Source organism: Paenibacillus sp. 2003, from assembly GCF_031455635.1.
In the GTDB taxonomy this organism is placed as follows: domain Bacteria; phylum Bacillota; class Bacilli; order Paenibacillales; family Paenibacillaceae; genus Paenibacillus; species Paenibacillus amylolyticus_B.
The window spans coordinates 313,038-333,603 of record NZ_JAVDTB010000004.1 but is presented as its reverse complement, the minus strand read 5'-3'; the positions used below and the strand labels follow the sequence as shown (position 1 = coordinate 333,603).

Below are 20,566 nucleotides of genomic sequence, written 5' to 3'. Positions count from 1 at the left end.
ATAGAATTAAATAAACGAACACAGATGACTGGCCTGTATCTTACTGGCCAGTCTTTTCTGATACATCGGAGCTTAACGACGGCGACGATCTGTTGAATTCTTCAAAAATGTAGTCGTTCTCCAGATCGAGAGGATGAGAATCAGCTCATACACATTGGTTAAAGCCCCACTCTCCACTGGCAGGGAGATTAACTGCCCTGCAAACAACAATGCAGTCCCAACAAACAGCCATACCCATTTATGTTTGAAAAGAATGAACAGGCTAACCAATAAGAGTACAAGCCCCACGATGATCACCATCATTGGCGGACCTCCATGACCTTCTGCCATATATCTCAGTACTCCATACTCTTCTATAACCTTGAGATTTTTAACCTCGGATAAAGTAAAGCCTACAATCTGGTAGATAACCAGACCTAAAGTTATCAGCCATGCCACCACACTCGTTATACTTCTATTTGCAAACTTGGCACCTGAGCTGCGCAAGATATGGTAGCCAACAAGAATAAGGGTAGGGGTAGCACAGGCATGCAGCCAAAATCGAAGGCTACTGAGAACCATTAACACTTCCCCTTCCCCTATCAAATTACCTACAGCAATAATTCCATTATCATATGCCAAGCTGAACGCTACAAATAGCTGAAAACTGAAATAATCGAGCCATTGCTTCCGCTGGGTTAAATAGACGGCCATCCGAACAACAAGTATCAAATAAACAAGAGTAAGTGCGGAGTATATCCATACATCCAAGCTGCTTCACCATCCTTTCGACAATCTTCAAGAGCCAGATCGGTTCTCCGAATTCAACTCCCCCCTTCTATGAGCCATTGCACAAGTGTTATATTTTTCAACTCATATTCACTTGCTCGTTTTTGTATATTGGTAAATAAGTGGTCAATTCTAATAAATTATATTTACCGGTAAGTAAAATTACAAGGTGAATTTGTAAAAATGGATAATTTGTCATAAATTACTCACTGGGGTAATGAAGATAAATATCAATTTACAACGTTTACCCAGGAGACCAACACATGCTGTAGCTGGAGATGATCCACCCTAACAAGGAGTCACTTTTCAAGTCGGCCCGCGAAACTGTTTATGGAGCTGATTCATATAAAAAGAGCACTCCCGGCTATCATAGCTGCAGGAGCACTCTTTTCCTTATTTGAAGAACGTAAAAGCAACAGATTACTCTGGTATCAATAACTTGTCTTCAACCAATTATCCTTGGACCAGGTCAATTTACCCGAACCCGCCCCATTGGAAGCAATGAGGCGTGCATTCAACGTAGATGGATCATCCGTGGTATAACTGTAAGGAAGTGTCGAGAAGCCGTTCCAGGAGAACGATTTCACCACGGCCGGGATTGGCGCCAGTGGGCTACCAGACGTATCACTGCTGCCACGGAATGAGCTTCCATCCAAAGAATACATGGTATCGGTCACTCTGATTTTGCCGGTATAGGTTGGGTCTGCCGGATCGGTCTGATTGTTGCGAACAGGATACAGAACGTCCTTGATGACTGATTTCTCAACCAATACGGCTCCGCTCTCTGTAGAGATTGCCCCATTGCCAATGATATCGAACTTATAACCCTTGGATGCAATCGCTGTTGCCATCGCCGTTGTAATTTTGGCTTTAGCGGCACGTGCCCCTGTCGAATCCATCACGATGTTGTAAGCATGTGCGTTGCCTCCACGCAGGCGTGGCATCCGGTCCTGAATATCTTTGTACAGATTATGGTGAAGCGTCATAGACAGGTTCGCGTTAGCTGATTCCAGGCTGGTCGAACCGACCAGATGTCCTTTCTTTTGTGGTCCCGAGATAGCGATAATATCGGCTTTGCTGAGACCTACAGCACTGCTGCGCAGGTAGTTGTACATGGGGTAGGAAGCCTTATTCGCTTCCAATTCGTTAATCTGCTGGGTAACCCAGCTGTTCGAGCTGCCGTCATCCCCTTTGAAGAGGGACCAGGAGATGGTCACGCCGCTGGTTCCTTTTTTCGAATCCACGAGTCCGTCATAGGCTTTATTAAATGTGCAGTGATCAATCCATACGTTGCTGTTCTCCTCCAGGGTGATGTAATCCCAGTCATTCTTGTCGTAATCACCTTTGGTGGATTCATCCCATTCCCATAACTCATCAAACTCCAGATTACGGATGATGACATTTGAGCTTCGTTTCACGCTGATCGCAGCGTGTTTGATTTTGGAACCATTGGCGGAGAAAATAGTGAGTCCATTGAAACCGTCAATCGTGAGCTTGCTGACACCGGTCTGTTTTAATACGGGATGCGTCAGCGCATCATTATGCTTGGCAAAAGGAGAAGTCTGCGCTGCACTCGGAATTTCATTCCATCCCAGATTCAGATCGTTCATGATCTCAACAACTTTGACACCGGAGTTCTTTTTCAGCGCCAATGCCAGATCGGTCGCATTATACACTTTCTTATACGTGGCTGTGTTTGATTCGCTAATGATGCCGCCGCCCGCGTTCCCTTGGGAGAAGCCTGTAAGATTGTAATCTGCGTTACCCGCTGCCTGCACACTTGCCGGTCCGGACAATAAAGTTAACCCCAACGTTAGAGCCAGGGCTGTGCTGCATAAGCTTCGAAATTTAGTTTTCATCGATTCCATTCCTCCCAATATATGATGATGACATTCGTCCATCGCTGCCATGCCAAGTTACGAAGGACATGTTCTCAATGTAAGCGTCGAAAGCGATTACAACAATAATCCCTATCTCACATGTGGTTAGGAAAGGCTGGTATGGTAAGGATTTGTACTGTAAGCAACCTTGAATCGTACAGAGTTAACTTGGGGAGTAAGGTTTCAGGGATATATCGTGGCAACAAGACAATTCCAGATGGGATGAAATAAAAAAAGCAGGACTGCATCTGCCGCAGACCTGCTCAATTTTACTTTTTGATGGAACGTGTCCAGAAGCCGCCATGGAACTGTTTGGGCTCCACGGTGATGACAAATGCTTTGGGGTCCAGACTGAGAATTGTCTGATAGAGCAGTTTCTGGTTTTTTCGTTTCGCCAGAATCTCCATCACAAGCCGATCTCCGTCACGTCCACTACCCACCCACGCAGTAACACCGTATCCTTTGTCCCGCAGGGCATTCGCAACGTTGCTTCCCATCTGGTTACAGATTACTTTAACGGTAACGTAACCGAGGGCAATCTTCTCTTCGATCCAGGCCCCTAGTAATACACCGAGTCCATAACCTACCGCGTAGACGATCAGGGCAGATGGTTGGGTTAAATACTTGAGTACCAGATTCAGACCGAGCACATAGATCACAATCTCACCCATGCTGATCAGTGCGGCGATATATTTCTGGCCTTTGAGTGTCAGAATCATCCGTAATGTATAAGCCGATACATATACAATCTGGATCAAAAAGATAAATACCAATATTTTAAACAATCACAATCCCTCTTTCCTGGCCTTCACAACGGAATTGGCCCTTTGCTGCATATCCTCGACGATTTCGTATCATCTATGCTTCCTGTACGTTCGCTCTATCTCCATCATTGGACGTTATACCCTCATTCTAAACGGTTGGATGTAAATCCGTAGGCATTTTCTGCTCTCTGGCATGCCGGAACTGCCATTATAGAACCGTTTGTACCGATTATCAACCCGGCGGAGGTCCCAGGGTCGAAAACCGGTGCCTTTGAATATGCTGTATCATCATAAAGCCAAGCACGCTGGCACAGGATATCAGGTCAGAACCAGGATGGATGGGTCAAAACAAAAAGGGGGTACCGTCATGCAGCTATGGCAGGAGATGGAGCGGGAAGGCATGGAGGAACTCATTTTTTGCCATGATGCAGATAGTGGATTGAGGGCGGTCATTGCCATTCATAACACGGTCCTTGGACCTGCGCTCGGCGGATGCCGCTACTGGTCGTATGCGTCCGAGGAAGAAGCTGTTCGGGATGCTGTGAAGCTTGCAAAAGGCATGACATACAAAAATGCAATCTCCGGACTGCCGTATGGTGGCGGGAAAGTGGTCATGTGGGATGTGCCTATTGCGAAGAATGCAAAACCGGATGAGGATGGTTGCGGATCTCAAAGTGGTGAGCAGGTCGCTAGAGATCTAGGGGTAGAGCAGCAAAAGAGCGCTGCCACGGAACGAGAAGTCGTCACCGATCAAGTTGCTGATCGTATAGATAAAAGCCTGGATACGGACGTATCCAAGCGGGCGCAGCGCTTTCGCGCACTGGGTCGTTGTCTGGAGCGGCTGAACGGACGGTACGTGACTGGTCTTGATCTGGGTACCACGGCGACAGACATGGACCAGATCCGACTGGAGACCGCACATGTGACGGACACCACGGGTTCGCTTGGGGCGCAGGATGACTTCACTGCCGAGATGACCGCCTACGGCGTACACATCGGCATTGTGACCTCGCTACGCCAGCAAGGCATTGCATCTTTGCAGGGCATTCCCGTTGCCGTCCAGGGACTGGGCAAGGTCGGGTATGCCCTGTGCCGTTACCTGCATGCAGCCGGGGCACGGCTCATTGTGGCAGACGTTGTACCGGAGCGTGTACAACGTGCCCTTGTGCAGTTCAGCGGCGCCATCTCGGCCGATCCGGCCCATATCCACGCCGCTGACTGCAAGGTCTTCGCCCCCTGTGCCCTAGGGGGCGTACTTACCCCGGCAACGGTGGAGGAGCTCCGCTGCTCCATCGTTGCCGGGGCGGCCAACAACCAGCTGAGTGAACGACAGCTGGTTGCAGGCCGCATGCAGGCGCGCGGCATCCTGTACGCGCCTGATTATGTACTCAATGCAGGCGGAATCATCTCCACCGCCTACGAGCTGGAAGGCGCCGGGCCTGACCTGATCCGCCAAAAGGTGGCGGGGATTGCAGGCACGCTGAGCAAGGTATACGCAGAAGCTACGCAATCTGCAATCTCCACAGCGGATGCAGCCGATCGGCTGGCGGAATCCATCCTCCGAGCAGGCCATACAAGATAAGGTGCCCATGGATCTAATATCTAACGAATCTCAGACACGTTATTGTGCCTAGTTTGGTCCTTTTTCAAGCTAAATAACTACTTTTCCGAAGGATAGCGTTCCTGAGGTTCGTTAGCGCTGCGGCCGAAGATTTCTCTGGGGTAGTATCACCTATCAAAAAGAGCTAACCCCGACATCCGTGTCCAGGTTAACTCTTTTACCCTCTCTTATCATTTCTCGTTCTTTCTCTCTTTCTATCCTTCTCTACTACTCTATTCTCAAACTGCAACCGACCTCTTCTCCAATGTCTTCTTCTCCCCATACAACAGCGTCCACAGTAACATATTCGCCACGATCAGTAGCGCACCATAGATCCATACACCCCCCGATATCGAACGGAAGAAGACATGGACTCCCCATAACATGGCAAGCACAGGGAGGGCGGCGAATACATACCAACCATCACTTTGCTGTGCCATACTGAAAGATTGGGAGAACGGCGGCTTACGCAGCAACAATTTGCCTGCCAGTGGCACAAGCGCCGTAGCTGTTAGCATAATTATCGCAATATCCGGCAGTATCCGTAATCCAAATGTCCAGGTGAACAAAATAGCATTTGCTAAGAATATAGGCAGGAACATGTTGCACAGGAACGCCTTCAGAGCACCTTTATATAACGCGCTATCATTCGCCATCGGCGCAGCACGAAAGGTCCAGAACGCCTTGTATTGTCCCGAAAATTTCAGCATGACTACCACCGTTACAACCAGAATCAGCACGATGTAAAAGGTGTATACGAACGAACTTTGCCTAAACTCCGCCCAGGTGGAGGATTGCAATTGGGTATACCAAAATATATAAGGCAAAACAAAGGATAAACCAAGCGATGGATACACCTTCAGCTTGAATTCCCGTTCGTTACGCATCATGCTGGCGGACAGACGGAAGCAAGCCTGCTCCTCTCTCGAACGACTGACCACCTTGGAGATCAAACGATCCCATGTTCCGCGTCTACGTCCGGAGGACTGACCCGAATGTGCCATTTTTTCCAAATACAACTCAAAGGAAGGCATCAGCTTCACATATACGATCATACTCACCACCGGAACCAAGACTGCAAGTGCTGTGAACGTATAGATCCACACATTCCCGCCCCCTGCAAATAACCATTCATATGCGGCCGCATACCATAACGGAGGCAACAGCAGCTGCCACCAAGCCGGGGTAAATACCATACCAAAATCAATAATGCTGAATGAACGGATGACCAGCTGATAACCGATCGCAATCCCCACGGAAAGCAGAATCTGTACCATATTGATCATATCCTTCAGCTTCTCGCCATCCAAGAACTTCATCATGAACAGATAGATCAGGGACGTTGTCACCAGAATCAGCATATTGATCAGAATCAGTTCTACAAGAAAAATCAGAAAGAATCCGATCCCATGCGTCACCAACGCGGCAATTAGCGGTATACCGGTTAATGAACCCGTCAGCAATAGCAGGTATACGCCCGCATGGATGGCTCGGGCCATCCCCACCGTTCGCCCATTAACGGGCTTGGTCATAATAATATTGCGATCCCGGATGTCCAGCAGCACGGAGGAAAAATCCGAGATCATGGACGTCATGATCATAAACATTAAGATGCCAAACACAAGTCCCATCTGAAGCATGAAATGCCCCGTATCCCAGACGATGAAGGGAACCATCATCAATCCCATTAATCCATACAACCACAGGGAACGAAGAAACTGATTACCTTCCTTGCGCTCCTTTTTCCCTGAATTGTTGGATAAAATAGTAGGTACTCTACGTTGATCCATCTGGAACTTCACTCGCAAAATCAGGCGCAGCACATCATAATCAGCCCCTGTTCTGGCGATGAGCGGACGAAAGCGATCCAGGATCTTCAGCGTGCGGAAGTCGGAGGTTTCCTCCATATCAGTACACCTCCTGCACAATGGATACAAAACGCTCAGCAATGGCTATGTGCTCATTGAAACCCGTCAATTGATTGAAGACTTCCTCCAGCGTACCCTCCATGGACTGCTGTTGGAGCTGCTTAAACGTTCCGTCTGCCACTACGCGTCCTTCAGCGATCAGTACAATTCGACTGCTGATCTTCTCCACCACATCCATGATGTGTGACGAATAGAAGATGGTTGTGCCTTTGGCTGACAATTGTGACAAAATCTCTTTGACTACCATCACACTATTAGCATCCAATCCGCTGAGTGGTTCATCCAGGAACAACAGATCCGGGTCATGCAGCAGCGCAGAGATTAACAGCACTTTCTGACGCATACCTTTGGAAAAGGATGCAATGCGGGAATGATATGATTTTTCCAGTCCAAAACAATCCATTAATAGCTTGGCTTTGTAATCCGCATCTTCATAGGACATGCCGTATAACTCTCCCGTAAAAGTCAGATACTCCGCAGGCGTTAATTGTTCGTACAATTCCGCCACCTCCGGAACATAGCCGATTCTGCGTTTATACTCCACATCGCCATCCGCAATATCTTTACCAAAGATTCGCACCGTGCCTACATACCCTTCAACCAGCCCGAGTAAAATCTTAACCGTCGTACTTTTGCCAGCCCCGTTTGGACCAATATATCCAATCATCTCACCGCGCTTCACTTCCAGATCGATGCCGTTCAGCACATATCGTCCGTTGTATCTCATACGCAAGCTTTCAATTGATAGCACTTGTTGTTCACTCACTTCGTTATCCAGCTCCTGTCTCTATCTTTTTCTACAATTCTACTAGTTTACCACAGATTGGGATGGTAATGATCGGAAATAGGTCACGATATGAGCCATCAGCTGGATATCCCTTTCGAGTAAAAGCATCACGTAACATGCGTGAATACATCATAAAGCCCCTGTCCCACCTTATGGTAAGAGACAAGGGCTTCCACCTTATTTTGAACCTTATTTTATAATATCTAAAAAGTCTTACTGCACCTTAACAATCTGAAAATGCTGATTCGTACCGCCATTATCCGTCCACTGGATGGCCGCAGCCCCATCTGCCAAGGATTGACTAGAGATATCCAAGACCTTGCCTGTACTGCGGTTCTTCAGTTTATAATAACCACCACCTACATGGACGAGCTGCCATTGCTGGCTGTCCCAGCCACCATCATTCCACTGTTCAATGACAGCCCCATCGGTCGTGGCACCATTCTCCACACCGATTAGTTTACCGCTGGAACGGTTGATGATTTTGACATAGCCGCCACCCGCATCGGTAACCTGCCACTGTTGACTTGTCATCCCTCCATCTGCTCGCTGCTCCAAATCCGCACCGTTGGCGGAAGAACCCCCAATGACATTGAGTAATTTATTGCTTTTACGGCTAATCAGCTGATATGAAGCATTCGGGTCCCACACATCCGGTGTACTCACTCCTGTCACGGTCCCTGTTGCTGTATCAATTGTAATACTGCTGGCCCAGTTCATCGCCAGACTGGTTGCACTCGGGAATGAAAGTGGCAGCCAGACATACTTGGAATCCTGCACAGGTCCGCTCCATGCACCAGCCCAGCGATCACCCATGTAAAGATAGGATGTGGTCTGTGAACCTTCTACTGGAACAACATAGGTGGATTGGGATCCATACGTTGTGCTGTCTCCAAAATTGCTAAGGCCGCTCCATGTGCCTGTAATGCTGGAGGCTGTCGCATATTTGGCCTGATTTGGACTCCAGCCGGTCGCACCCGAGGTGATCAGGAAGTAGACGCCGTCTTTTTTGAATAGGGCAGGTGCTTCACGATATTGTCCGGGCCACAGCGTTGTGACAAGGGATTCCACACCCAGGAAATCCGGGGTCAGCTTATATATATTCAGATCTGCATTCACTCGGGTCGCGGAGATCAGATAAGCCGTTCCGTTATCGTTGTACACCGTCATATCTCTGGAATCATACCCAAGAGGACGATAACTGCCCACATACGCGTACTTGCCATCAACCGTATTGGAAGTAGCTACGGCCACTCGGGCTTCGCCATAATCCAGACCATTCTCCTTGTGCATCCACAGCACATATTTTCCAGTCGAACTATTGTAGATAACTTTCGGGCGTTCAATGTTGGAGATATTTAATTCGGATGCCGAGCTGCTGGTAAGCACATCATTGCGATATTCCCAGTTTTTCAGATCCGATGAACGATACACAGATACCGCCTTGAACGTTCCATTCGGGTTGCGATTCTCCCCAAACCAGTAATAATACCCATTTGCCTTGATCATCCCGCCCCCATGGGCATGAACGACATTGCCAGTGGTATCCTTGAACTGTATCCCGTTCGTTACACTAAGCGGAGCAGCTGAAGCATCCGGTCCGGGTGCAAGCAGCATACCTATGGATTGCAGCGCCAAAACCAAAGCAAGCAGATAGCTCAAGCGGCGGGTAAAGCGACGTGAATGTGTATTCTTTTTCAACCATCCATCGTTCATAGCCATATCGTAATGCACCTCCATGTTTTATTGCGAAGCGCTTACATAAAATAAAATCGATATGTCTCATCTGCCTCCGATCGATGTTGCATTTCAGCATTAGAATTCCTGGCAATACTGGCTGGGCGTTCACCTCCTTGATTCCGATTGTATCCGCCACGTTCCTGCTCGAATAGTGAACAATCCGGCGGAAGATGTACAATTATATACTCCGCTCTCTCCATCAACAGCAAAAAGACGCTTCCCCCGAAGCGTCCTCTGCTATCCCTGCCCTGCCCCTCCATGATGTAACGATCTCTAGCTGTGTGCGGCTGTTCGTGGGCAGGTTCGTTAAATGATGTTTTATCGGCATTTTCTCGCCCTTATTGCTTAATCTTGGTCGTCAAAATCCTGGTCGAACGATAACACTTTACCTGTGTTGGCATCGATATCTACATCTGCTTCACCTTGAGCAGTTCTCAGTTCGATCTCATACACATAGCGACCATCATCATGATCCAGCTCGACTTTAGTTACTTTACCACCCGTAACTTGTTTCAACGCAATGTTTGAAGCTTGGGATGCCGTCAATTTGACCTGCTTGGAAGCAGAGGTATTAGACGTGTTGCCTGATACAGTACCTTTATAATCGTCGTCATCATCGTAGTCTTCATCATTCACGACCGCAAGGATTTTGCCTGTATAAGCATCCAGACGAACGACAACATCATGGGTTCCTTTTCTGTCGATCTCAACTTCATAGAACGTTTGGCCGTTTCTACGCTCCAGATCCACGTCATCCACTTTACCATCGGCTGCTTTTAACGCCAACGCTTTCGCTTGTGATGCATTCAGCATTTTACCTGTGCTGTTCTGATTCTGTGTTACAGATTGTGTTGTTGACGTTGGTGTAGTTTGCACCGATTGTCCGTTCACATTCCCGCTAGCCGCTACGGCCGATCCACCAAGTAATACCGCTGCTGATAAGCTGCCAATCCAAAGTTTATGTTTGTTCATCATCATCATTCATCTCCTCGTTGTTGTTGTTTTCGTTCTCGTCTACATTCATAGAATAACCTGCAGGAATGAGAGATCAGCGAGAGTTAGATTAGAATTTGATGAGAAAATGAAGAGAGTGCTCATTTAACAGGTATTTGTTGTCCATTTATGAAAAAAGATGATCCCCTAGAATGAAGGAATCATCTCTTTGAAGCGATTTAACCCTGTATTCAAAGGGTTTTCTTCTGAACTTTAACTTTTAATCCTCGTCCTCATCCCAAGTCACCGAACGAATCGCTCCCGAGATGGCATTCACTTGCACAATAGCCTCCCGGCCATCCGCCAGATCAATTTCAACCAGATAATACGGATTCCCGCTATTGGTTCCACGCAGTTCAATGTCGTCCACTTCCCCCGGGACCTCCGCAAGTGCCTTCTGCTTGGCTTGTTTCTCGCTCAGAAACTGAGGTTTGGGATCATCCTTGGTTGGTTCAGTTGTCGGGGCTGTTATTGTTTTGGAAGATATCGTCTCTCCCGTGTACGGATCAATCGTGAGTTCTTCACGGCTGTTATCCTTTGCCTTCACTACCGCGGTGTATACCGGACTGCCCTGCTGCTCCACAAGTTCAAGCGAGACCAATTGGTTCTCTGTTTGTTGTTTTAACAATGCCGTCTTGATCTGCTCGCGGCTCCATAACGTCTTCTCTTCCGCTTGCGGGTTCGACTCCAGCCGTTTAATGGAATTCACAGCAGCTGTAACAGCATCCACTTGCACATCATATAGGCCGGTCTCCGAACGGAGCTGCATGATATACGTCCCGTCCTTCAACGTGGAATTCACAATCTCCCCTGGATATTGATCCAGTACGGATTGAGCTGCCGCATCTGCCGTAAGTACCGCACCCGTCGATTGCCACGGCTTCCACCACACCACAGCTGACACAATCAGCACAACGAGAAGCCCCGCACCCCACCAGAGTGACCTTCGCGATTTCGCCCATCCGCTATTCCCCTGTTCATGCCGCTTCATTTCCGGTGGCCGCTGCTCATGCTCTGTCATCACGTATCCCCCTTAAAGCTCTCCTATAGCCCGAGTTCATCTGCTGTATATTCGGTCTGATTTTAGTTTCCAATGGATACTAAATAAACTGAACTAATCTTTTACACAATAACGGAGAGGACAGAAATAACCTGAAAAAGCGAAGCGTTCGCCTTTATCCCCGGATTTTCCCCTTGAGAAAAGGGAATCGAAAAATCTGGGGATAACAGCGATTGGAAGGTTGTTCTGTCATCGTAGTGTCAGTGTGAACAATCTTTAGTTCAGTTTATATAGTATATAAGAGAAGAATGAGAATTTCATGAGAGCGGCCCATTCTGAACGGATATTGGCAAAATAATTGAAGCCTCGGTGCCTTCACCCTCGGTGCTGGTCAGTTCGATCCGTGCTCCAACTGCTCCTGCAAGCTCTTTGGCAAGTGACAATCCCAGACCCGAACCGCTTGCGCCCAAGCTGCGTGTTCTGGCCGGATCAACCCGGTAGAATCGGTCAAATACCTTCTCCAGCTCGTCCTCCCGTATACCAATCCCGGTATCCACAATCCGAATTCGGCACTCTTGTCCCTTGGCTTCCAGCCTGACTTCAATTGCATCTTCACTATACTTCCGGGCATTATCCAGCAAAATAAACAACAGTTGCTTCAGCTTGCTCTCATCGCTGATGGCCCAGATTGGACCTCGATCCTCACACCGGACTTCGCGGTGATAGGCTTCGCGAAACGCACGTGTGGAGTCTGTTGCAACTCTCGTGATATCCACACGCTCCAACTGTACATTCCATTGCTCTGGCTGCTTCGCAAGCAGTAAAAGTTGCTCGGTCATCTCCCGCATGCGAACCGATTCGGACAGGATCGCTTCTACAGCTTCATCGAACACTTCAGGTCGCTCTTTTCCTCGCCGCTGAAGCAGACTCGCATAGCTCTCAATAATGGTCAGCGGCGTTTTGAGTTCATGAGATGCATCCGATACGAATCGTTCCTGTCGTTCAAAGTTGGATTCGAGCAAATCCATCATCCGGTTGAACGTCTGTCCCATCGTTTTCAGTTCATCCTTCGATCCTTCCTCCAGAGGAAGACGCTTGAAGTGTCCGCTGGACTGAATGTCACTCATCGTACGGGTCATCTGCTGAATCGGCCTGGTCATCCGGTTCGCGAGAATTCGGCTGGAGATAATGGCCGGAATCAGGGCAATAATCGTGACTGCCACAAGCACGGTACGCAGTACAGACAGACGATTCTCCGTCTCTGCTATGCTCTCGGTGACCTGTACATTCACCACCTCACCATCAGGCCAGATGACCGGGACAGAAACCCACACATAGCCAATCTGTTCCACTTGGGTATACTCCGATTTCTTCTCACTTTCGTACTTATAGGGCAGCTTGCTCAGCTGCTCGGAGGCTGATGTTGTTGTCACCGGGGAACTGGTGCCGTCTTCATTGACGATCCGAAGCATGCCGTTCACAGGCGCGTAGGCCCGCAGCAAGTCATCCGGCGGAATGGAACCGGCAGACTGACGTACTCCTTTGACAATAGACTCCGCTTCCGCTTCCACCCGATTAACCTCGTTATCAATCGACATTCGTTCAAACACGATATAGACGGACAGGTTCACCGCGATTAACAGCACAGCAAATAATACAGACGAATATCCGTAGATTTTACTGCGCAGGCTCATAACTGTTCCTTCAGGACGTAACCTACGCCCCGTACGGTATGTATTAAGGGCGGTGTGAATCCGTTATCCACCTTTTTGCGCACATAACGGATGTACACATCCACCACATTGGTATCTCCATAATAATCGTATCCCCACACGGCCTGCACAATCTGGTCACGACTGAGCACCTGACGTTGATTCTGAAGCAGATACACGAGCAAGTCGAACTCACGTGGAGTAAGCTCAATGGCCACACCATCTCGGTATACCTCTCGCGTTCCTTCATTTAGTTTCAACCCGGCAGCCGTCAACCAGCCTGCCTCAGCTTCATCCTGATGCCCAGAAGAGTCATTCCCCGTATCAGCAGGTGTAGACGAAGAAGCAGAAGAAACAACAGACGCCACTGCACTAAGCCGTAAAGCCGCCCGAACTCGGGCAAGCAGCTCTTCAATCTGGAACGGCTTGGTGATGTAGTCATTGGCTCCGAGATCCAGACCGGATACTTTGTCTTCCACGGAATCTTTGGCGGTGAGCATAATGATCGGAACCGTAGCATCTTTGGCCCGCACTCGCCGCAACACTTCAATTCCACTAAGACCAGGTAACATCACATCAAGCAAAATAAGATCCCACTGTCCTTCTGCATACTTTTCCAGTCCTTCTGTTCCACTACCCGCCTTGCCTACCTGATATCCCTCATACTGTAGTTCCAGTTCCAGCAGACGTGCTATTTTGGGCTCATCCTCTATGACCAGCACGGCTTCGTTCATGCAGCGCTCCCCCTCATCCCCATCATTTCATTCTCCCGTTATCTTACAATAACATCTACAATTTGCCCAAGGCATCTTCAACTGGATGCTCCCCGGCAATCAGATCAAAGGCCATTCGGTACGTCTTCTCTTCCTGCAAAGAAGCCACAATTACACGGGCCACATCTTCACGCGGGATACTTCCCGGCTCCAGATCGGTTCCTACTGCAATCTTGCCCGTACCCGGTTCATTCTTCAGACCACCTGGGCGAATAATCGTGTAATTGAGATCACTTGCAAACAATGCACGATCCGCGTAATGCTTAGCCACGTAATATGGCTTGATGGACTCTGACCATTTCTCCCGTTGATCTGCGCCATACGCACTGACCAGAATATATCTGGAGATTCCTTGCTGCTCTGCGGCTTCCATCGTTTTCACCGCACCGTCGAGATCAATCAGCAGTGTTTTGTCCTGACCGGTAGATCCGCCAGAACCTGCAGTAAACACAATCGCATTATGATCCTTCATTGCTTCAGCCAAGTCCTCCACACTACCCTCCAGGTCACCGATTATCACATCTGCACCGAGTTCCTTCAGTGCATCCGCCTGCTCCGGTTTGCGGATCATGGCCGTTACTTTATGTTTGCCTTCCTGTGCCAGCTGCTCCACCACCAACTTGCCGATTTGTCCATTTGCTCCTATAACTAAAACGTTCATACGTCATTTCTCCTCTCAGTTGAACGGATGGCTTGATGCGGCTCCCCCGTTCCTTTTATTTAAAGATGCTCATCCTATAATTTAAACGAAAGCCGGCGCTTCTAAGCGCCGGCTTCCAGGTTCATGTCCGTTCAGTACATCTATGAAATGTGAAGTCTTCCGTTGTCCCATTAATATGCCATATCCCCTAGGTGGTTATACGCGACATACGCGACCTCACATCGACCACTTCAGCCGTACCTTTTCCTATCTGAATATCTGTTATTCTTTGTAATCGTGATAACCAAAAAGGACGCCCAAAAGGGCGCCCTTGAATGGCATTAAGATTAGTAAGCCAGTGCGAACAAACCGTGAATATGAGCCAGGTAACGGATGTTACTTGCTTCTTTCATCATGGTTGCAGGCAGACCTTTCAGACGAGTCTGGTTGCCACCGATCATGCCGACAGCATCTTTACGACCCAGACTTCCCAGCGTACCGGAGAATACTGGTGTGAAGGATTCCATTGCGCCACCTTTGAACATAACGCCCAAGTTGTGACCAATAGTCTCACCCATTTGCCAAGCCAATTGTGCTGTTGGAGGGTAAGGGCGAGCGCCTTCGCTAGGGAAGACCACTGCGCTGTCACCAGCAACAAACACGTCTTTGTGAGAAGTAGATTGCAGAACTTCCGTAACTTTCGCACGGCCACGATCCACTTCAATTCCGCTGTTAGCAACAACAGCGTTGCCTTGTACGCCACCTGTCCATACGAGTGTGTTCGTAGGGATGGAGCTGCCGTCTTTCAGCAGAACTTCGTTTTCTTTCATCTCGGTAATCGCTACGCCAACGATGAAGTTAACGCCACGTTTCTCAAGACTTGATTTAGCACGCTCAACCAGTTCTGGCGGGAATCCTGCCAGGATGGAAGGACCTGCTTCAACTGTGTACAGGGATACTTCTTTGAAATCGATGCCTTTTTCTTGACATACTGCAGGAAGCAGGTCAGCGAATTCGCCAACAAGCTCAATACCTGTCAAGCCGCCGCCACCAATAACAAACGTAGCGTCTGCTTTGTTGCCGGACTGTTTGTAAGCATCAAGACGTGCTTCAACGTGTGCACGAATACGGTTTGCATCGCTAACCGATTTGAGCGTGAAGCTGTACTCTTGCAATCCCGGAATTCCGAAGAATGCCGTTTCGCTGCCCAAGGCAACGACAAGTGCATCGTAAGAGTATGTGGAGCCGCTGGTCATCAGAACTTTTTTCTCGTCCGGCTTGATTGTATCCACCGTATCGATTTTCAAGTTCACGTTTTTACCACGCAGCAATTTTTCGAGTGGAAGAGCAACTGCTTGCTCAGCAATGCTTCCCGCTGCAAGACGGTGCAGTTCCGTGATAATTTGGTGTGTAGGGTAACGGTTCACGACAGTAATTGTCGCTTCTTCCGGAGACAAGTATTGACGCGCAGTCAATGCAGTCAACAGACCGCCGTATCCTCCACCCAAGATCAAAATTTGCTTCGACATATCCATCCTCCGTTCTTCTAAGTCTTAACGTTTCTGTTGTTGACGCTCGTTCAGAATGCTCAGGAAAGATTGAGCAAAACGAAGCGATTGTTGTACGTTTGGATCTTTGAGCATTTTCAGCATAGCGAACAAGCCAACTGAAGTTTGCTCTGTTTGCGCACGATCATTGGCTTCGATGGCAGCAGAAGCTACACCTTTAGCTTTGTCTACAACAGGCTTAGCGAACTCGCCCATTGCGCTCATTGTGTCGCTGATCAGAACTTTGTCTGTTGCTACACTTTGTGCAAAGTCATAAGCTTTTGTCATAGCAGTAACCATTTCAGCCAATTTAGGCAGGTTCTCCACCAGAACGGTTAAAGACTCCTGTACCTCAGGCTTCATCAGTTGATCCAGAACGTCCAAGGACTGGCGCTCGGAAACGTTGGCACCTTCTGTAACTGGCACCTCTTGTTGAGTAGGCGATTGTGACATAAGAGAAAGTCCTCCTTTACTTTGGGATAGAAGTCCGCGACTTTCATGATGCCTGTCAAGCAGAGCCGAACCACAAAATACATCGAATACATCTAAATGTACCAAATTTCACACAATAGGATGAGCGTAGCTCAGGGCCACTCCCATATCATGCATTGTATCTTGGATCTATTGCGGACAACATGTGTTGACGCACAAAACGACAAGCAGGCCGAAACCGAACTCTATACCCTTATATTACACCTCTTACACATGAACATGAAAAAGAAATTTTTTACACTTGTGAAGATATTGTGAACATTGTAACAAAATCGATCTTTTTGTCAACCCATGAAGGCAGACTAAATCCGCCGATCCTCCTGTCCAAGATCCGTATTCCTACCACATGTGGTATTAAGACAAGATCACATATGACCAGATGTGCGATATGTACACAAGGAAGGATTCGTTTATCCAAAATTTCAGGAATTGTTTTCCAATGTCTCGATAATCATGCAACGAAATTGGTCACTGTCGTTATTATGCAGCGTTGGGCTCGGCCTTATTCCATCATTGAGACACTTTTCTATTTCAAGTATGAACCTCTTGCGTCACGAATGCAAAAAAGACAGAAAGAAGGCCTGACGGATCGCCCTGCCTCCTGATATTTGTTTTCGCTGTTTGCCCAATCTGATCGTTACAATTAGGTCACACCATAACTATTTCTGGGGAATGCTGATCCATTCCTTCAAGCAACGCTTTTATTACAACGACGGCGGCTCGCTCCAATTCCTCCACTTCCAGAAGTATCGAGATAGCCTGATCGGCATGAAGCTTCTCATTAGGCAGTCCTCCATCTGGAAAAGGAAATAATTCCGCGAGTATATTTAACTTTTGTGACATGTTTCGATATAACTCTTCTGCCTGAAGACAGAATGGAATCAAGCTGGAATAGCAGGCAGTCGAAGCCCACTTTAGAGAAACTTCTTTGAAAAACTCACTTGCATAACGTCTTGCATCCCACAAAACCGCAATGTTATAGGCGTGACCGTTTGGTTCTACCCGTCTATATTCTATGGCTTCTCTCCAGACTGCATAGGCAGCCACACCACTGACTGTGTTAGGCAAGGTATACGGGTCCTCTCCACGATAATGAGCCAACACAGCTGTCAGTGCCGCGTGCAAGTTCATTTCTCGTATCATGCCATCCGATTCCGCTGCCAGTACAAATACTTCCTGATTCACACCCCGGCCTACATGATCATAGGGAATTGTTCCTGATTTAATGAAATCGGTACCATATAGGGTCCGGGCTGCATCATCATAGCCATAGATCAACCCAAATTCGGGAATATTCAGGTCCCACACAACGGCCGGAATTCCCCGATGAATGGCGTAACGTATCAGGGAGAGGGCCTGGACAAGTCTTGGATTAAGCAACCTTTTCCCTTTCGCTTTCTCCTCTAGCATCAAAGGATCGACCAGATTGGCATTGAGACCCGCTTCGCTCGCCAAAGCCTCAACTGCATGGGAACGATAACCCATATGTTGCACTCCTCTCGTAAGCACCTCTTTGAAGTTATAGGCGGTGGGTCCAGCGATATGTATGTCCTGAGGCAGGATGGTCAAACGAAAAGAAAGTCCACTCATCCCCATAACCATGGGGAGAGACGGAGATGGACCGATATAACCTAACATCTCGTGAATGGACGCTGCTGCCGAGTTCCAGGTTTGAGGAGACCGCAACGAAAGGGGTTCCTCCAGAGTCAATCGATTTTGCCCGATTGAATTCCACTCTGCCAGCATTTCTTCTACAGATAAATGAATATGAAGCTGAGACACTTTTTTACGTGAACGGGACAGAATTTGATACACATTGGCACTTGTCAGATTGAATTTGCAGGCCATTTCTTGCGGTGACAGCTGCTCCATCCAATATGATGTGAAGACCTGTTGTTCTCTTTCATTCAGACAACCCAACAGCCTGTGGAGATTGTTCCTCATTTCCTGCTGAGCAACAGCTTGATACGGATCATAGCCTGTCTCCTGCGATCTCCGATTTGAGTCATTCAAAAGATGATTCAGCATTATGTCGAGCGAGTCTTGATCGCTCCATGAGACATCATCGGCTCCAAATCCAAATGCAAAGAACGAAGAAAAATGTTCTTCCCGCTGCTGCTTTTGGCGCTGCATATGTGTGTATGCCTGATTACGCACAATGCGCTGCATCCAGGCCATAAAACGCTCAGCATTCTGAAGCTGTCCCATATGAATGAACGCACGAATAAGCCCATCTTGTAAAATGTCTTCTGCGAGATAAGAATCATACGTAAGTGCTCGCACATAACGAAACAATTGCCCACGGTAACGGTAAATCAACTCTCCAAAGGCCTCTGTATCCCCAGTTTGGGCTCGTTGGATAAGCGCGATATCTGGCTCCTTTTGCCGATCCTCTAATATCTCATCTTCCCCTGGCCTGATATGGCGATTGTTAGTTAATCCATCCATTTATATCTCCCTTTCTTATAGCGCCGCTTCACTTTCATTACTCCATCTTCAAAATAGAAGCTTCGATCATGGCTTCCGTCTCCGCGAGTGCCACCATGATTGTCGCAGCAGCCTCCCAGTTCCGAGAGACAAGACGGGATTGGCATTCCCCGAATTGGCGGGATTGTCCGTATTTCAAAGCAGAAAGGTCAGGATGGATTGTTTTAAAAAACAAACCATAATCATGGGCACGACGCGCGCCTACTGGCAGAGCAAAATACACATAATGAGCCCACTCATTACCATCGATTGCTCCAGCACGAACTTGTGCAGCCTTATGCAGAATGGCTGAAGCTCCGGTTCGTCCTTCCTGTGCAGCGATATCATGGGTCTGTTCTGTAAGGGTTGATTTGAACCAAGTAAAAGCCCGGCGGTTAATCTCCTCCAGATCAGGATGTTCAATGCGTTCAGGACTCCACCATCGTCGATACACACCACTACTCCATGGGAATTCAGACTTCCATGCTTCCTCAAGTTTATCCAGTGTCAGGAAGACATTCGGAAATCCAGCCGGGTCATGCAGGCATATTTCATCGCCCCTCATATTGAGCGCAACTACATAATGATCGCTACCACCCAGGTTGGGAGAGTTGGGATTGTAAACGAGTTTGCCCATATCCAGCGGACCCATCATCACAGGGCCCTGCTTCAAAGCCTCTCTTAGCTCGTCTACAGGCATCTCTGTACCCCGTGCTTGCACACTTTCGCGCACACTAAATCCCAGAATGCTCATCGCCTTGCTGATGGCCAGATCAGGACTGGATGTACAGTTATCAAAAAAAAGCATATCTTCCTGCGTTCGAAAGGCCCCTAGTGAAAAGCCACCGATGGTTTCAAGCAGACCGGGATCTATCTTTTCTCCAACGGACGACAGCAGCATTGAAGCTGAATTGGCGTAGCAATACGCACCATTTCCAATATAATTGCTCATATCATAACATCCTCTCATTCCTTTAATGAAGCATGCGATTAAGCAATGCCTATAGTTATACTGACTCTTCGTACAGATCATTTCTGACAGAATATCCAGAAGTAATTTCTGACCGCCATGAAATAGTGAACGTTTAGAATCCGGACATCTCGGTTAATAAGGACTACACCAGAAACGAAGGAGATGTTCGATATGAGTAATTCAACTAGCGATAAAATCAAAGCAGGCGTAAACAAGGCCAAAGGCGAAGTGAAGGATCAGATCGGTAATGCAACCAATAACAGATCCCTTCAGGCTGAGGGTAAAAAAGACAAAGCCAAAGGTGCTGTACAGGATAAAATTGCCGACGTTAAAAGAGATCACTAGATCCTTTTGATGTAAAACTCAGAAAGCACGAAGAATTCGTGCAATAGATCGTTTTAAAATAGCCTAACCGTCCGTGTTCGGAAGCTATCCGAAAATGAGACGGAGGCGCAAAAAAGCCAAGGAAGGTGTTACTCAATACACCCTTCCCTGGCTTTTTT

Annotated in this window: 17 protein-coding genes; 2 read left to right on the top strand and 15 right to left on the bottom strand. The window is 48.0% G+C overall.

Features of this window, described 5'->3' with window-relative positions; genetic code table 11:
• Nucleotides 1-72 precede the first annotated feature (72 nt).
• The 3 genes from J2X75_RS19320 to J2X75_RS19310 form a co-directional block, all read right to left on the bottom strand.
• Complete coding sequence (locus tag J2X75_RS19320; RefSeq protein ID WP_310339167.1) at nucleotides 73-750, bottom strand: hypothetical protein; 678 nt, start codon at nucleotides 748-750, stop codon at nucleotides 73-75.
• Between the two features lie 449 nt (nucleotides 751-1,199).
• A complete protein-coding gene (locus J2X75_RS19315) occupies nucleotides 1,200-2,627 on the bottom strand; it encodes a pectate lyase family protein (protein ID WP_310339163.1) in 1,428 nt (475 codons plus the stop codon).
• Between the two features lie 290 nt (nucleotides 2,628-2,917).
• Nucleotides 2,918-3,433, bottom strand: coding sequence for a DUF2179 domain-containing protein (locus J2X75_RS19310; RefSeq protein ID WP_091012544.1), 516 nt, complete (start codon nucleotides 3,431-3,433; stop codon nucleotides 2,918-2,920).
• Nucleotides 3,434-3,779: 346 nt separating this feature from the next.
• Between J2X75_RS19310 and J2X75_RS19305 the strand changes: the two genes are divergently transcribed.
• On the top strand, nucleotides 3,780-4,994 hold the full coding sequence (locus J2X75_RS19305) for a Leu/Phe/Val dehydrogenase (RefSeq protein ID WP_310339160.1): 1,215 nt from the start codon (nucleotides 3,780-3,782) through the stop codon (nucleotides 4,992-4,994).
• Between the two features lie 257 nt (nucleotides 4,995-5,251).
• Here J2X75_RS19305 and J2X75_RS19300 read toward each other — a convergent pair whose 3' ends face one another.
• From J2X75_RS19300 to J2X75_RS19245, 12 genes are all read right to left on the bottom strand, one after another.
• Nucleotides 5,252-6,919 (bottom strand): hypothetical protein, encoded by a 1,668-nt coding sequence (locus J2X75_RS19300; RefSeq protein WP_310339157.1) that lies wholly within the window; start codon nucleotides 6,917-6,919, stop codon nucleotides 5,252-5,254.
• A gap of 1 nt (nucleotide 6,920) precedes the next feature.
• Nucleotides 6,921-7,706, bottom strand: coding sequence for an ABC transporter ATP-binding protein (locus tag J2X75_RS19295; protein ID WP_310339155.1), 786 nt, complete (start codon nucleotides 7,704-7,706; stop codon nucleotides 6,921-6,923).
• A gap of 234 nt (nucleotides 7,707-7,940) precedes the next feature.
• Nucleotides 7,941-9,449 (bottom strand): RICIN domain-containing protein, encoded by a 1,509-nt coding sequence (locus tag J2X75_RS19290; RefSeq protein ID WP_310339152.1) that lies wholly within the window; start codon nucleotides 9,447-9,449, stop codon nucleotides 7,941-7,943.
• A 363-nt stretch (nucleotides 9,450-9,812) separates the two neighbouring features.
• On the bottom strand, nucleotides 9,813-10,442 hold the full coding sequence (locus J2X75_RS19285) for a PepSY domain-containing protein (protein WP_310339149.1): 630 nt from the start codon (nucleotides 10,440-10,442) through the stop codon (nucleotides 9,813-9,815).
• A gap of 238 nt (nucleotides 10,443-10,680) precedes the next feature.
• Nucleotides 10,681-11,481: a PepSY domain-containing protein gene (locus J2X75_RS19280; protein ID WP_310339147.1), complete on the bottom strand. Its 801-nt coding sequence runs from the start codon at nucleotides 11,479-11,481 to the stop codon at nucleotides 10,681-10,683.
• A 296-nt stretch (nucleotides 11,482-11,777) separates the two neighbouring features.
• The gene (locus tag J2X75_RS19275) at nucleotides 11,778-13,154 is read right to left on the bottom strand and encodes a sensor histidine kinase (protein WP_310339145.1); all 1,377 of its coding nucleotides are present in this window, start codon (nucleotides 13,152-13,154) and stop codon (nucleotides 11,778-11,780) included.
• A complete protein-coding gene (locus tag J2X75_RS19270; protein ID WP_307541338.1) occupies nucleotides 13,151-13,906 on the bottom strand; it encodes a response regulator transcription factor in 756 nt (251 codons plus the stop codon). Before J2X75_RS19270 ends, J2X75_RS19275 begins: the two co-directional genes overlap by 4 nt.
• A 55-nt stretch (nucleotides 13,907-13,961) precedes the next feature.
• Entirely contained in the window at nucleotides 13,962-14,606 is a 645-nt protein-coding gene (locus J2X75_RS19265) for an SDR family oxidoreductase (protein WP_105600395.1), read from the bottom strand.
• A 326-nt stretch (nucleotides 14,607-14,932) separates the two neighbouring features.
• A complete protein-coding gene (locus J2X75_RS19260; protein WP_036606574.1) occupies nucleotides 14,933-16,114 on the bottom strand; it encodes an NAD(P)/FAD-dependent oxidoreductase in 1,182 nt (393 codons plus the stop codon).
• 24 nt (nucleotides 16,115-16,138) lie between these two features.
• Nucleotides 16,139-16,585 (bottom strand): DUF1641 domain-containing protein, encoded by a 447-nt coding sequence (locus J2X75_RS19255; protein ID WP_124116740.1) that lies wholly within the window; start codon nucleotides 16,583-16,585, stop codon nucleotides 16,139-16,141.
• A 687-nt stretch (nucleotides 16,586-17,272) separates the two neighbouring features.
• Nucleotides 17,273-19,072, bottom strand: coding sequence for an RNA polymerase sigma factor (locus J2X75_RS19250; protein WP_310339137.1), 1,800 nt, complete (start codon nucleotides 19,070-19,072; stop codon nucleotides 17,273-17,275).
• A gap of 37 nt (nucleotides 19,073-19,109) precedes the next feature.
• On the bottom strand, nucleotides 19,110-20,042 hold the full coding sequence (locus J2X75_RS19245) for a hypothetical protein (protein WP_310339133.1): 933 nt from the start codon (nucleotides 20,040-20,042) through the stop codon (nucleotides 19,110-19,112).
• Between the two features lie 192 nt (nucleotides 20,043-20,234).
• On the opposite strand from J2X75_RS19245, the gene J2X75_RS19240 reads away from it, so the two are divergent.
• On the top strand, nucleotides 20,235-20,408 hold the full coding sequence (locus tag J2X75_RS19240; protein ID WP_017691655.1) for a CsbD family protein: 174 nt from the start codon (nucleotides 20,235-20,237) through the stop codon (nucleotides 20,406-20,408).
• Nucleotides 20,409-20,566: the final 158 nt, after the last annotated feature.